At 68.4% G+C, this 13,674-nt stretch carries 13 protein-coding genes; 1 reads left to right on the plus strand and 12 read right to left on the minus strand.

Annotated elements, in window-relative coordinates:
• Positions 1-86: 86 nt before the first annotated feature.
• The 11 genes from coaBC to pyrR all read right to left on the minus strand — a co-directional run bounded on the left by coaBC (position 87) and on the right by pyrR (position 12,391).
• On the minus strand, positions 87-1,310 hold the full coding sequence (gene coaBC, locus ACT86A_RS11955; RefSeq protein ID WP_445092123.1) for a bifunctional phosphopantothenoylcysteine decarboxylase/phosphopantothenate--cysteine ligase CoaBC: 1,224 nt from the start codon (positions 1,308-1,310) through the stop codon (positions 87-89).
• Between the two features lie 77 nt (positions 1,311-1,387).
• On the minus strand, positions 1,388-1,699 hold the full coding sequence (gene rpoZ, locus ACT86A_RS11960; protein WP_445092153.1) for a DNA-directed RNA polymerase subunit omega: 312 nt from the start codon (positions 1,697-1,699) through the stop codon (positions 1,388-1,390).
• A 71-nt stretch (positions 1,700-1,770) separates the two neighbouring features.
• Positions 1,771-2,355, minus strand: a complete 585-nt coding sequence (gene gmk, locus ACT86A_RS11965) for a guanylate kinase (protein ID WP_445092124.1) — start codon at positions 2,353-2,355, stop codon at positions 1,771-1,773.
• A 5-nt stretch (positions 2,356-2,360) separates the two neighbouring features.
• Positions 2,361-2,681, minus strand: coding sequence for an integration host factor, actinobacterial type (gene mihF, locus ACT86A_RS11970; RefSeq protein ID WP_028476708.1), 321 nt, complete (start codon positions 2,679-2,681; stop codon positions 2,361-2,363).
• A 565-nt stretch (positions 2,682-3,246) separates the two neighbouring features.
• On the minus strand, positions 3,247-4,071 hold the full coding sequence (gene pyrF / locus ACT86A_RS11975) for an orotidine-5'-phosphate decarboxylase (RefSeq protein ID WP_445092154.1): 825 nt from the start codon (positions 4,069-4,071) through the stop codon (positions 3,247-3,249).
• A 25-nt stretch (positions 4,072-4,096) separates the two neighbouring features.
• Complete coding sequence (gene carB, locus ACT86A_RS11980) at positions 4,097-7,405, minus strand: carbamoyl-phosphate synthase large subunit (RefSeq protein WP_445092125.1); 3,309 nt, start codon at positions 7,403-7,405, stop codon at positions 4,097-4,099.
• The gene (carA, locus tag ACT86A_RS11985; RefSeq protein ID WP_445092126.1) at positions 7,405-8,544 is read right to left on the minus strand and encodes a glutamine-hydrolyzing carbamoyl-phosphate synthase small subunit; all 1,140 of its coding nucleotides are present in this window, start codon (positions 8,542-8,544) and stop codon (positions 7,405-7,407) included. The genes carB and carA overlap by 1 nt, the downstream gene beginning before the upstream one ends.
• Positions 8,541-9,062 carry a PH-like domain-containing protein gene (locus ACT86A_RS11990; RefSeq protein ID WP_445092127.1) on the minus strand — a complete coding sequence of 174 codons (522 nt, stop codon included), beginning with the start codon at positions 9,060-9,062 and terminating at the stop codon, positions 8,541-8,543. Before ACT86A_RS11990 ends, carA begins: the two co-directional genes overlap by 4 nt.
• 269 nt (positions 9,063-9,331) lie before the next feature.
• Positions 9,332-10,642 carry a dihydroorotase gene (locus ACT86A_RS11995; protein WP_445092128.1) on the minus strand — a complete coding sequence of 437 codons (1,311 nt, stop codon included), beginning with the start codon at positions 10,640-10,642 and terminating at the stop codon, positions 9,332-9,334.
• Between the two features lie 145 nt (positions 10,643-10,787).
• Positions 10,788-11,747, minus strand: a complete 960-nt coding sequence (locus ACT86A_RS12000) for an aspartate carbamoyltransferase catalytic subunit (RefSeq protein ID WP_445092129.1) — start codon at positions 11,745-11,747, stop codon at positions 10,788-10,790.
• Positions 11,744-12,391 carry a bifunctional pyr operon transcriptional regulator/uracil phosphoribosyltransferase PyrR gene (gene pyrR / locus ACT86A_RS12005; protein WP_445092130.1) on the minus strand — a complete coding sequence of 216 codons (648 nt, stop codon included), beginning with the start codon at positions 12,389-12,391 and terminating at the stop codon, positions 11,744-11,746. The genes ACT86A_RS12000 and pyrR overlap by 4 nt, the downstream gene beginning before the upstream one ends.
• 393 nt (positions 12,392-12,784) lie before the next feature.
• Here pyrR and ACT86A_RS12010 point away from each other — a divergent pair, with 393 nt between their 5' ends.
• Entirely contained in the window at positions 12,785-13,258 is a 474-nt protein-coding gene (locus tag ACT86A_RS12010) for an alpha-ketoglutarate-dependent dioxygenase AlkB family protein (RefSeq protein ID WP_445092131.1), read from the plus strand.
• On the opposite strand, the gene tnpA is transcribed toward ACT86A_RS12010, so the two are convergent.
• A complete protein-coding gene (gene tnpA, locus ACT86A_RS12015; RefSeq protein ID WP_445092132.1) occupies positions 13,212-13,628 on the minus strand; it encodes an IS200/IS605 family transposase in 417 nt (138 codons plus the stop codon). The genes ACT86A_RS12010 and tnpA overlap by 47 nt on opposite strands.
• Positions 13,629-13,674 lie beyond the last annotated feature (46 nt).

The raw sequence follows: 13,674 nt of genomic DNA on the forward strand, positions 1-13,674 counted from the left end.
CCAACAGCACCGGCGACGCCGTGAACAGCCGCCGATCAGCTGGCAATCCTGACAGGCGTGAAGCCGAACTCAGCGCAGCAACACACTCAGCGCAGCAACACACTCAATGCGTCGAGCACCCGGCTCGCGAGCAGTGCCTTCGAACCGTGATCGAGCGCCTGCTCGGTTCCGTCAGCGCCGAGCAGCCAGCCGTCGTTGGTGTCCACCTCGAACGCCTTGCCCTCGCCGACCGCGTTGACCACCAGCAGGTCGCAGCCCTTGCGGGCGAGTTTGGCCCGCGCGTGGGCGAGGACGTCGCCGTGCTCGTCTCCGGTTTCGGCGGCGAAGCCGACGATCGCAGTGCCGGGCAACTGACCATCGCGCCGCGCCTGCACCAGCCCGGCGAGGATGTCGTCGGTCTTGGTCAGCGCGATGACATCGGGCTCGCCGGCACCCTTCTTGATCTTGGCCGCAGCGACGTTGGTCGGCCGGAAATCGGCGACGGCGGCGGCCATGATCACCGCGTCAGCGCCGACGGCGTGCTTGTCGACGGCGGTCTTCAACTGATCGGCGGTGGTGATGTGCACCAAGTCCACGGCGGCGGGCGCGGCCATCTCGATCGTGTTGCCCGCGATCAGCGTGACCTGGGCGCCGCGCTGGGCCGCGACCCGCGCGAGCGCGTAGCCCTGCTTGCCGGAGCTGCGGTTACCGAGGAAACGCACCGGATCCAGCGGCTCCCTGGTGCCGCCTGCTGTGATCACGACCCGGCGACCCGCCAGATCACGGGGGATCGCGTCGGCGCGTTCCAGCAGCAGCGACGCGAGGCCGAAGATCTCCTCGGGCTCGGGCAGCCGTCCCGGGCCGGTATCGGTGCCGGTGAGCCTGCCCGACGCCGGCTCCATGACGACCGCACCGCGGGCCCGCAGCGTCGCGACATTCGCGACCGTCGCCGGATGCTCCCACATCTCGGTATGCATCGCGGGCGCGAACAGGATCGGACATCGGGCCGTCAACAATGTGGCGGTGAGCAGGTCGTCAGCACGACCGATCGCGGCGCGCGCCATCAGGTCGGCGGTCGCCGGGGCGATGACCACCAGGTCCGCCTCCTGGCCCAGCCGAACATGCGGGACCTCGGGCACGTCGGCGAATACCCCGGTGTGCACCGGGTTCCCGGAGAGCGCTTCGAAGGTCGCCTTGCCGACGAACTGCAGCGCCGACTCGGTGGGGATCACCCGAACCTCGTGTCCGGTCTCGGTGAATCGCCGGACCAGCGAGCAAGCCTTGTAGGCGGCGATCCCTCCGGATACGCCGACGACGATCCGTGTGGTCACTACGCCTCCGGCTGGGAATCATCCCCGCCTGCGCGGGGTGTTCGATACTGCGGCATCATGCGGCGAAGAGGTGCGACTCACTCGCCTTCGGAGTGCTCGAGCAGGTCGGAATGGATCTCGCGCAGCGCGACCGACAGCGGCTTCTCCTGCAGGCCCGGCTCGACCAGCGGGCCGACGTACTCGAGGATGCCGTCGCCGAGCTGGTTGTAGTAGTCGTTGATCTGACGGGCCCGCTTGGCCGCGTAGATGACCAGGGCGTACTTGGACGAGGTGCGCTCGAGCAACTCATCGATCGGCGGGTTGGTGAGGCCGATCGGAGTGTCGTAGGCGGGCGCGGTCTTGGTGTCCGTACTGCTCACTAGGTGACTCCTGTGTCTCGGATGTCGCATGAGCGAGGGGCCTGCGTGTTCACGCACGCTGCCTTCTGCCGGCCCTGATCACTGATGCGCAGGTGGGGGTTTCACGAACTGGAATTCGTGCTAACGAATAACGATACCAACTGCTCACAGGCGCTGGTCACCTCGTCATTGACGATGACTATGTCGAACTCGTCACAGGCCGCGAGTTCGATCCTGGCGGTTTCCAGCCGGCGTTCGATCACCTCGGGCGATTCGGTGCCGCGCGAGGTCAGCCGAGCCACGAGCTCCTCCCAGCTCGGCGGGGCGAGGAACACCAGAATCGCTTCCGGGATCGCCTGGCGCACCGACCGCGCGCCCTCCAGATCCACTTCGACGAGTACGGGAAGGCCTGCAGCCATCGCGGCGCGTACCGGTCCGGCGGGGGTACCCGAACGCTGTAACCCGCCGTGGATGTCCGCCCACTCGAGCAGTTCGCCCGCCTCGATCATCGCGTCGAACTCCGCGCGGGACACGAAGCGATAGTCGAGGCCGTCGACCTCCCCGGGCCGCGGGGCCCGGGTGGTTGCCGACACGCTGAAGACCAGTTCGGGCAGTCGCTCGCGGACGCAGCGGACCACGGTGGACTTGCCCACGGCCGAGGGGCCGACCAGTACGACCAGTCGACCCTTCCGCGTGCGTTCGATCACCCTCGTCAGGCGTCGAAGTCGAATCGGGCCAGCAGCGCCTTGCGCTGCCGATCGCCGAGTCCGCGCAGGCGCCGGGTTGGGGCGATCTCCAGCTCGCTCATGATTTCCGCCGCCTTGACCTTGCCCACCTTCGGCAGGGCCTCCAGCAGCGCCGACACCTTCATCTTGCCGAGGATCTCGTCGGTCTCGGCGTCGGTGAGCACCTGCTTCAGGTTGGTGCCGCCACGCTTCAAGCGCTCCTTGAGCTCCGCCCGAGCGCGGCGAGCGGCAGCCGCCTTCTCCAAAGCAGCGGCGCGCTGCTCGTCAGTCAGCTGGGGAAGGGCCACGGTTCCTCCGTCTCATCGTTTATTGCATCAACGCCTACCGGTAACCCGGCAGTCTCAGCGACCGTACCCACGACGTCCGCCGATTGCGAACCCACCCCCCAGGTCAGCGCATGATTCCGGATGCGGCGGACGCACCCGCACCGCACTGCGCGACACGCCCGCGCCACGACGCGAGCCGTGCGGTCGATTCCGCGAAATAGCCCACTAGCAGCACCTTTTCGACAGACCATGTGGTTTGCGGAGGTGTTGCGACAGGGGCGCGCATAGATCCAGCAACCTCTCACCCGTCCGACCAGGAACTTTCTGGAAATTTCCCGCGTGTCGCGACTAATTTGTGCGTGTCGGGCGTCACACTCTCCGCCGCGAACTCCGAAGACCGCATCCAGTTCCCGCGCGTAAGGCCCGCTACGCCGATGCGAGGCATCAGGCCACCCTCCCCAGCCAGCTCCCAGCCCAAACAGCCATAGAAGCGCACACAGACCGCACTATGGCCCGTCTGTGCGCGCATCTGTACGCATAGACGGGGAAACGACGTAGACCGGCGCGGAGAGCGCCGGTCTACGTGTCATTTCTGCAGGAACGCGAATGTGTCCTGGAGCGCGTGCACTCTGGCACGCAGTGCCGGGACAGTCGGCCCGGCACGCAACACCTCGCGCGAGACACTCGGGACAACAGCTCCCAGCATCGGCTCCGGGACCAGCTCTCGAATGGTCTCCGGGCCGCCACCCTGGGCTCCGACCCCGGGCATGAGGATCGGGCCGTTGAGCGCGGACAGGTCCGGCACCGCACTCAGCGTGGCGCCGACCACCACACCCACCGAACCGAAATCGCCGCCCGTGTTCCGGGCCGCGGCCTCATCGACCATCGTCTGCGCGACGGTGCGCGCGTCCGCCAGGACCGCCCGCTGCACCTGTGCCCCTTCGGGATTCGACGTGGCCGCAAGCACGAAGACGCCGCGCCGGTTGGCCGCGGCGAGGGTCAGCGCCGGTGCCAGCGAACCGAATCCGAGATACGGCGAGACCGTGACAGCGTCCGACCCGAGCGGACCGTCGGCCAGCCAGGTACGGGCGTAGGCGTCCATGGTCGAGCCGATGTCGCCGCGCTTGGCGTCGGCGAGCACCAGGGTCCCCGAGGCGCGCAGCACCTCAATGGTCCGTTCCAGCACGGCGATCCCGCCGGAACCGAAAGCCTCGAAAAACGCGACCTGCGGTTTGACCAGCGCGACCAGACCGTCGAATGCCTCCACGCAGATCTCGGCGAATCGTTCGAGCCCGTCGGCGTCCTCGGTCAGGCCCCAGGACCGCAGCAGTTCCGGATGCGGGTCGATGCCGGCGCACACCGGACCGAAATGTCGCATCGCGTGCCGCAGCCGGCCGCCGAAGGTCCTCATCTCGGCGGCCCCGTGCCGCCGCGGCTCACCCACGCAGCACCGAGTGCAACTCCTGCAGGGAGCGCACACCGATCCCGCCGTTGATGCTCGCCTCGATGCCCTGCACCGCGGCCGCCGCGCCCTGCACGGTGGTGATGCACGGGATGTCCACCCCGACTGCCGCGCTGCGGATCTCGTAGCCGTCCACCCGGGGACCGGAGTTGCCGTACGGGGTGTTGAACACCATGTCGACCTCGCCGTCGCGGATCTGCTCCACGATGGTCGGCTCGTCGGCCGGGCCTTCTTCGGAGTGCTTACGCACCCGCTCACACGGAATACCGTTGCGGCGCAACATCTCCGCCGTTCCCTCGGTGGCGAGAATACGGAAACCGAGGTCGTTGAGGCGCTTCACCGGGAAAACCATCGCGCGCTTGTCCCGGTTGGCGATCGAGACGAATACGGTGCCCTCGGTGGGCAGCGACCCGTAGGCGGCGGTCTGGCTCTTGGCGAAAGCGGTGCCGAAATCGGCGTCGATGCCCATCACCTCCCCCGTGGACTTCATCTCCGGCGAGAGCAGCGAATCCACCCCGCTGCCATCGGCGCGCCGGAACCGGTGGAACGGCAGCACGGCCTCCTTGACCGCGACCGGCGCGTCGAGCGCGACGTGTCCACCGTCGCCCTCGCTCGGCAGCATGCCCTCCTTGCGCAACTCCGCGATGGTGGCGCCGAGCATGATCCGCGCGGCAGCCTTGGCCAACGGCACCGCGGTCGCCTTGGACACGAACGGAACCGTCCGACTGGCCCGCGGATTGGCCTCCAGCACGTAGAGCACGTCGTCCTTGAGCGCGTACTGCACGTTCAACAGGCCCTTGACGCCGATGCCCTTGGCCAGCGCGACGGTGGAGCGGCGCACCGCCTCGATGTCGCTGCGGCCCAGTGTGATCGGCGGCAGCGCGCACGCGGAGTCGCCGGAGTGGATGCCCGCCTCCTCGATGTGCTCCATCACGCCGCCGAGGTAGACCTCCTCGCCGTCACACAGCGCGTCGACATCGATCTCGATCGCGTCCTCCAGGAACCGGTCCACCAGCACCGGATGCTCCGGGCTGAGCTCGGTCGCGCGGGAGATGTAGCCCTCCAGGGAATTCTCGTCGTAGACGATCTCCATGCCGCGCCCGCCGAGCACGTAGGACGGGCGCACCAGCACCGGATAGCCGATATCGGCGGCGATCTTCTTGGCCTGTGCGAAGGTGGTGGCTGTGCCGTACTTCGGCGCGGGCAGCCCGGCCGCGACCAACACGTCGCCGAACTCGCCGCGGTCCTCGGCCAGATCGATGGCGGCCGCGCTGGTGCCGACCACCGGCACCCCGGCGTCGGTCAGGCGCTGCGCGAGACCGAGCGGGGTCTGGCCGCCCAGCTGCACGATGACGCCCGCGACGGTGCCGGACTCGCGTTCGGCGTGGTAGACCTCGAGCACGTCCTCGAAGGTCAGCGGCTCGAAGTAGAGGCGGTCGGCGGTGTCGTAGTCGGTGGAGACGGTCTCGGGGTTGCAGTTGACCATCACCGTCTCGTACCCGGCCTGCGACAGGGTCTGCGCCGCGTGCACACACGAGTAGTCGAACTCGATGCCCTGGCCGATCCGGTTCGGACCGGACCCGAGGATGATCACCTTCTCCCGTTCGCGCTGCGGCGCGACCTCCGACTCGGCCGCCGGGTCGAGCTCATAGGCCGAGTAGTGGTAGGGCGTCTTGGCCTCGAACTCGGCGGCGCAGGTGTCGACGGTCTTGAAGACCGGGCGGACCCCGAGCCGGTGCCGCAGGGCGCGCACGCCGCTCTCCCCCGCCAGCTCCGGGCGCAGCGCGGCCAGCTGCCGATCGGACAGGCCGTAATGCTTGGCCCGGCGCAGCAGCGGCTCGTCCAGCACGGGCGCGTCGAGCACCTCCTGGCGCAGTTCGACCAGGCCGGCGACCTCGGCGACGAACCACGGATCGATACCGGACGCCGCAGCGACGTCCTCGATGCTCGCACCCAAGCGCAGCGCCCGCTCGACCTGGTAGATGCGACCCTCGGTCGGGGTGCGCAGGTCCGCCAGGATCGCTTCGACGTCGGCCCATTCGCCGTCGTCCTGGGTCCAGAAGCCGGCGGCCTTGGTCTCCAGCGAACGCAGCACCTTGCCCAGCGCCTCGGCGAAGTTGCGGCCGAGTGACATCGCCTCGCCCACCGACTTCATGGTGGTGGTCAGCGTGTCGTCGGCGCCGGGGAACTTCTCGAACGCGAATCGCGGCGCCTTGACGACGACGTAGTCGAGCGTCGGCTCGAAGCAGGCCGGGGTTTCCTTGGTGATGTCGTTGACGATCTCGTCGAGCGTGTAACCGATGGCCAGCTTCGCGGCGATCTTCGCGATCGGGAACCCGGTCGCCTTGGACGCCAGCGCGGAGGAACGCGAGACGCGCGGGTTCATCTCGATGACGATCAGGCGGCCGTCGCGCGGGTCCACCGCGAACTGGATATTGCAGCCGCCGGTGTCGACGCCGACCTCGCGCAGGATGGCGATGCCGAGATCACGCAGCCTCTGGTATTCCCGGTCGGTGAGCGTCATCGCCGGAGCGACGGTCACCGAATCCCCGGTATGCACGCCCATCGGGTCGACGTTCTCGATCGAGCAGACCACCACGACGTTGTCGCGGCCGTCGCGCATCAGCTCTAGCTCGTATTCCTTCCAGCCGAGGATGGACTCCTCGATCAGGACGTTGGCCGTGGGCGAGGCAGCCAAGCCGCCGCCCGCGATGCGATCGAGGTCCTCGTGGTTGTAGGCCATGCCCGAGCCGAGACCGCCCATGGTGAACGACGGGCGCACCACTACCGGGAAGCCGAGTTCGCCAACCGTCTCGCGGACCTCGTCCATGGTGAAGCAGACCCGCGAACGCGCGCTCTCGCCGCCCACCTTGGCCACGATGTCCTTGAACTTCTGCCGGTCCTCGCCGCGCTGGATGGCGTCGAAGTCGGCGCCGATCAACTCCACGCCGTACTTCGCCAGCACGCCGCGCTCGTGCAGCGCGACCGCGGTGTTCAGGGCGGTCTGTCCGCCGAGCGTGGCCAGAATGGCGTCCGGACGCTCCTTCGCGATCACCTTCTCCACGAACTCCGGTGTGATCGGCTCGACGTAGGTCGAGTCGGCGAACTCCGGGTCGGTCATGATCGTCGCCGGGTTCGAGTTGACCAGCGACACGCGCAGTCCCTCGGCCCGCAGTACGCGGCACGCCTGGGTGCCGGAATAGTCGAATTCACACGCCTGGCCGATGACGATCGGGCCAGAGCCGATCACCAGGATGTGCTCGAGATCCTCGCGACGAGGCATCAGGCTCCTTCCATGAGACCGGCGAAACGGTCGAACAGATATGCGGCGTCGTGGGGTCCGGCGGCGGCCTCCGGGTGGTACTGCACGGAGAAGGCGCGGCCGTCGACCAGCCGGACGCCCTCAACCGTCTCGTCGTTGGCGCAAACGTGACTCACCTCGGCCGTGCCGAAAGGTGTGTCGAATCGTTCGCCCCGCTCGCCTTCCAGCGCGAACCCATGGTTCTGCGCGGTGATCGAGATCCGTCCGGTCTCGTGCTCGACCACTGGGATGTTGATGCCGCGGTGCCCGAACTTCATCTTGTAGGTCGCTCGGCCGAGCGCGCGACCGAGGATCTGGTTGCCGAAGCAGATCCCGAACAGCGGCAGGCCCTTCGCCAGCACACCGCGAGTCAGCTCGACCGCGCCGTCGGCGGTGGCCGGATCGCCGGGACCGTTGGACAGGAAAACCCCGTCGGGTTTCAGCTCGAGGATCTGGTCCAGCGTGGTACCCGACGACACCACGTGCACCCGCATGCCGCGCTGGGCGAACATGCGCGGGGTGTTGGTCTTGATGCCCAGATCCACCGCGACGACGGTGTGCCGGTGCGCACCGTCCGGTTCGATCGTGTAGAGCGCGTCCGTGCTCACTTCGCCCGCCAGGTCGGCACCTAGCATGGACGGCTGGCTGTTCACCCGGTCCACCAGTTCGTCGGCGGCGGCGAGCGCGTCGCCGGAGAAGATGCCCGCCTTCATCGAGCCGCGGGTGCGCAGGTGGCGGACCAGCGCGCGGGTGTCAATGCCCGCGATGCCGACGATCTGCTGGCGTTCGAGCTCATCGGGCAGCGTGGTCGTCGCACGCCAGTTGGACGCGCGCCGCGCGGGGTCACGCACCGCGTAGCCGGCCACCCAGATCTTCGCGGACTCGTCGTCCTCCTCGTTCCACCCGGTGTTGCCGATCTGCGGCGCGGCGGCCACCACGATCTGGCGGTGGTACGACGGATCGGTGAGGGTCTCCTGGTACCCGGTCATCGCGGTGCAGAACACCGCCTCACCGAGTGTCTGGCCCACGGCACCGTAAGCCTGGCCGCGGAATACCCGGCCGTCCTCCAGCACGAGTGCCGCGCTGTTCGTCGGCCTGCTCCCGCCCGTGTCTCGTGTCATCCCTCGTCATCTCCCGTCATCGTCCCGGTCTGATCCGCCATCGAAAACTGCCGCCAAGCCGGATAGACGGACTTGTCGTCACCACGGAAACCGGTATCGATCTCGGTTCCGGTCGGCAGCTTCCAGCGAATAACCAGCACACCATCTTCTGTCATCACTTTGCCCGCATGGCCGCGTTCCGTGCGCACCGCGATGAGGGACTCCTGCGGAATCCAGATCACCGTCGCGCCGTCGCGTTCGAGCAGAATCCCCCGTTCGAACCTGGTGAGTTCCGCCGTGGCCCGGAAACCCAAGTCGCCCACCGTGATCCGGTCCTGCCAGCTGGGTGCGATGGTGCTGCCCAGATAGAGACCGGTGGTCGGTTCCAGGACCTGCGCACCGAGTTCGGCGGGCACGACGGGCAGGGCGCCGATGCGCTCCACCTGCCGCGCGGCACGGTTGCGCCACCCTCGGTACATCAGCCACAGGCACAGCGCGAACAGGACGAGCAACCCGATAACCCAGAGCGTTCTCTCCACCTACAGACCTCCTGTGCTGGATATACGGCACCCCGCAGGCCCTGCGTGGTCACGCTTCACTGCCGATTCCGGGCCGGTCGCTCGCGCCGCGGTGCTGAATATGCGGCGCTCCCGGAGCCCTACGTGGTCACGCTCCGCTACCGCCTCCGGGCCCGCCGCTCGCGCCGCGGTGCTGAATATGCGGCGCTCCCGGAGCCCTACGTGGTCACGCTCCGCTACCGCCTCCGGGCCCGCCGCTCGCGCCGCGGTGCCGGAACAGTCGTACTCGCTCATCTACCCCACCGCACCGCCTTGCCGTCGCGGGCGGTGACCCGGCCGCGTAACAGGGTCGCCGTGACCCGCGCCGGGAAGGTCATCGCCTCGAACGGCGTGTTGCGCGAGATGCTGGCGAGTTCGCTGCCACGCACCGTCCAGGTCGCGGCCGGGTCGACCAGCGTCAAGTTCGCCGGCTCACCGACCTCGAGCGGCCTGCCGTGATCATCGAGGCCGACGATCTCGGCCGGACGCTCGCTCATCACGCGCGCGACGCCGCGCCAATCCAGCAGACCCGGCTGCACCATGGTCTGCACGATGATCGACAGCGCTGTCTCCAGGCCGAGCATGCCGGGGCGGGCCGCGGCGAATTCGCAGCACTTGTCCTGCTCCGCGTGCGGCGCGTGGTCGGTGGCGACACAGTCGATCACCCCGTCGGCCAGCGCCTGCCGCAGCGCGGCGACGTCGGAGGCTTCCCGCAGCGGTGGGTTGACCTTGTTTACCGCGTCGTAGGTCGCCAACCGGGAATCGTCGAGCAGCAGGTGGTGCGGGGTGACCTCGGCGGTGATCGAGATCCCCTGGGACTTCGCCCATTTCACCAACTCCACGGTGCCGGCGGTAGAGGCGTGGCAGATGTGCACCCTGGCGCCCGCGTCGCGAGCCAGCAGGGCATCGCGCGCCACGATGGACTCCTCGGCCGCGCGTGGCCAACCCGCCAAGCCGAGCCGTGCGGCGGTCGGGCCCTCGTGCGCGATCGCACCCTCGGTCAGCCTCGGCTCCTCGGCGTGCTGGGCGATCAGCACGCCCAGCGAGTTCGCGTACTCCAAGGCGCGACGCATCAGCAGCGGGTCGTAGACGCAGTGGCCGTCGTCGGAGAACATCCGTACCGCTGCGATACCGGCGGCCATGGTGCCCATCTCGGCGAGCTGCTTGCCTTCGAGCCCGACCGTGACCGCGCCGACCGGGTACACATCGACCAGGCCGACCTCCCGGCCACGGCGCCACACATGGTCGGTGACCACCACCGAGTCGGCCACCGGGTTCGTGTTGGCCATGGCGAACACAGCGGTGTAGCCGCCGAGCGCGGCGGCGGCGGAACCGGACTCGATGGTCTCGGTGTCCTCGCGTCCCGGCTCGCGCAGGTGGGTGTGCAGGTCGACGAAACCCGGCAGCAGAATCTGCCCCCGCGCGTCGATGATCTCGGCCCCGACCATGCCGAGGTCGGTGCCGATCTGGCGAATCTCGCCGTCGGCGACGAGCACGTCGACCGGCTCGCCCTCGCCGTATCGCAGCACGCCCTTGATCAGGACGGTGGAGTTCTCCGTCATGCTGCGTCCTTTCCGGCATGAGCGGGGCCCTGCGTGGTCACGCTGCGCTGCCGCCTCCGGGCCTGACCGCTCATGCTCTGTTGTCTATCGGCACGAGCGGGGCCCTGCGTGGTCACGCTCCACTGCCGCCTCCGGGCCTGACCGCTCATGCCACTGCCTCCTGCGTTCCGACGAGCAGGCGGAACAGGACCGCCATGCGCACATGCACGCCGTTGGTGACCTGTTGCAGCACAGCGGCTTTCGGCGAGTCCGCGACCGAGGACGCGATCTCCATGCCACGCAGCATCGGGCCGGGGTGCAGCACTACGGCGTGGTCGTCCAGCAGGGCCAGCCTGCGCTCGGACAGTCCGTAGGTGATCGAGTATTCGCGGGCCGACGGGAAGAACCCGCCGTTCATCCGCTCGGCCTGCACGCGCAGCATCAGCACCGCATCGGCGCCGATCAGCTCGGCGTCCAGGTGATGGGAGACGCGGGCGGGCCAGGTCGCGACGCCGACCGGCAGCAGCGTGCGGGGGGCGACCAGCACCACTTCGGCGCCGAGGGTCGCCAGCAGGAAGACATTGGACCGGGCGACCCGGCTGTGCAGGATGTCGCCGACGATGACGACCCGCTTGCCTTCGATGTCGCCGAGCCGCTGCCGGAGGGTCAGCGCGTCCAGCAGCGCCTGGGTCGGGTGCTCATGGGTGCCGTCGCCGGCATTCACGACGACCGGACCGGCGGCGCGTCCGGCCGCGACCGCCCATTCGTCCATCCACCGGGCGATCTGGTGCGCGGCTCCGGACGCGGGGTGCCGCACGATCAGCGCGTCGGCGCCCGCGGCGTGCAGGGTCAGCGCGGTGTCGCGCAGCGACTCACCTTTGGCGACCGAGGAACTGCTCGCGCTGACATTGATCACATCCGCGCTCATCCATTTGCCCGCGACCTCGAACGAGACCCGGGTGCGGGTGGAGTTCTCGTAGAAGACCGTCATCACCGTGCGGCCGCGTAGCGTGGGCAGCTTGTGCACCTCGCGGCCGAGCAGGGCCTGTTCGAACCGTTCGGCTTCGTCGAGCAGTCCGGTCGCGGTGGCGCGATCGAGCGTGGCGACCGACAGCAGATGCCTCACGCGCCCGCCTCCTGCTCCGAGCCGTGGCGCAGGTAGACGCCGTCACGCCCGTCGTGCTCGGTGAGCAGCACCGAGATGTCCTCGGACCGGTTGGTCGGCACGTTCTTGCCGACGTAGTCGGCACGGATCGGCAGTTCGCGATGACCGCGGTCGATGAGCACCGCCAACTGCACGGCGCGAGGTCGGCCCAGATCGCGCAGACCATCGAGCGCGGAACGGACGGTGCGGCCGGAGAACAACACGTCATCGACCAGGACGACCAGCGCGTCCTCGATGCCGCCCTCGGGAACCGAGGTGCGCTCCAATGGCCGGTGCGGGCGGCTGCGCAGGTCGTCGCGGTAGAGGGTGATGTCCAGCGAGCCCAGCGCCGGCCGGACGCCGGAGAATTCCTCGATCTTGTCGGTGAGCCGCGCGGCCAGGGTGGTTCCTCGGGTGGGGATGCCGATCAGCACGACGCGTGGCACGTCCGGCTCGCCCGCGTCCACCGCGGTCTTCTCGATGATCTGGTGCGCGATGCGGGCGATGGTCCGCCCGACATCCGAAGCCGACAACAGCTCTCGCCCCGCCGCCACCCCTTCTGGGGTATGTCGCTGCGATGTCTCGGCAGCGCCGGACTTGGCGGCCCGTTCTTCGGGCACAGCCATGCCGACCTCCTTCCCCGCCTCGCCGGACGGTCCGTTAAAGGATGTCTTACGCCGAGCACACTAGCAGCGTCCGGACTCTCGGTTTCACCAGGCATATCGGGCTGTGAGCGGGGCCACGGCCCGGCACCCGCGCCACCGATCACGGAGACCGCCCGAGCGGCCCGGCTCCGCCGCAGCGGCTGCGCGTTCGAGTGACATGACCGCTTCCCGCGGCACCGGCGCCGATCGCCCTTACCGAGCGCGAAAGCCGCAGCCGGACATCGGGTCCCCGTCGGCAAGTGCGATTCCGCACCGGCCCTCCGATGCTTCGACGTCCAGATGCCGACACGCAGAGGCGATGACCTCGACCGAAACAGATAGCACATATGTTCGATCAGCGGTACGCTCGGCGACATGTCCACACCACTGCAGGGATCACTGCTCGACGGGTTCGGTGATACCGAATTCGGGTCGCTGCGCGATATCCGCCGCGCCACACTCGACCGTGGCGCCTGGGTGGATCTGCTGCCGGGATGGCTGTCCGGTGCGGACGCGCTGTTCGACCGGCTGATCGAGTGCGTGCCATGGAAGGCCGAGCGCAGACCGATGTACGACCGGGTGGTGGCGGTGCCCCGGCTGCTGAAGTTCTACGAGGAGCACGAACCGCTGCCGGATCCCGCCCTAGCCGACGCGCGCACGGCCCTGTCCGAGCACTACCAGCACGAACTCGGCGAGCCGTTCCGCACGGCCGGATTGTGCTACCAAATGTCCGCGAGTGCGCCCGGCTCGAGCCCGGTGGTGAAGGCGGACGTGGGAGGGCTGCCAAGGGCTCGGGCGTGCTTTAGATGGGATGCTCCTGCTGTTCGATGTATTGCCGCAACACACTGATCGGCGCGGCGGCGACCGAGCCCGCGAAGTAGGAACCCGACCAGAGTCGTTGCGCGCGCCAATAGTGGCGTACGAGGTCGGGGAACTCCTGGCGCATCCGCCGCGATGACACCCCCTTGAGGGAGTTGACCAGCCGCGACAGCGCGACCTTCGGCGGGAAGTTCACCAGCAAGTGGACGTGGTTGGTTTCGCCGTTGAACTCGACCAGCTCGCATTCGAAGTCCGTGCACACGGCCCGCATGATTTCCTCCATCCGCGCCAGGTGCCGGTCGGTGAACACGCGATGCCGGTATTTGGTGACGAAAACCAAGTGGGCGTGCAGCACGAAAACGCAGTGCCTACCAGTGCGGATAGGTTCGTTGTCAGCCATAAACCAATGATAGAATCATCGGGTGCAGCTGCGTTACAACTTCCGT

Source organism: Nocardia glycosmidis, assembly GCF_052545115.1.

Coding starts and splice junctions, on each gene's coding strand:
- rpoZ (WP_445092153.1), bottom strand. CDS start 1,699: ATGCGACATCCGAGACACAGGAGTCACCTAGTGAGCAGTACGGACACC.
- pyrF (WP_445092154.1), bottom strand. CDS start 4,071: ATGAGGACCTTCGGCGGCCGGCTGCGGCACGCGATGCGACATTTCGGT.
- carB (WP_445092125.1), bottom strand. CDS start 7,405: ATGCCTCGTCGCGAGGATCTCGAGCACATCCTGGTGATCGGCTCTGGC.
- carA (WP_445092126.1), bottom strand. CDS start 8,544: ATGACACGAGACACGGGCGGGAGCAGGCCGACGAACAGCGCGGCACTC.
- ACT86A_RS11995 (WP_445092128.1), bottom strand. CDS start 10,642: ATGACGGAGAACTCCACCGTCCTGATCAAGGGCGTGCTGCGATACGGC.
- pyrR (WP_445092130.1), bottom strand. CDS start 12,391: ATGGCTGTGCCCGAAGAACGGGCCGCCAAGTCCGGCGCTGCCGAGACA.
- ACT86A_RS12010 (WP_445092131.1), top strand. CDS start 12,785: ATGTCCACACCACTGCAGGGATCACTGCTCGACGGGTTCGGTGATACC.
- tnpA (WP_445092132.1), bottom strand. CDS start 13,628: ATGGCTGACAACGAACCTATCCGCACTGGTAGGCACTGCGTTTTCGTG.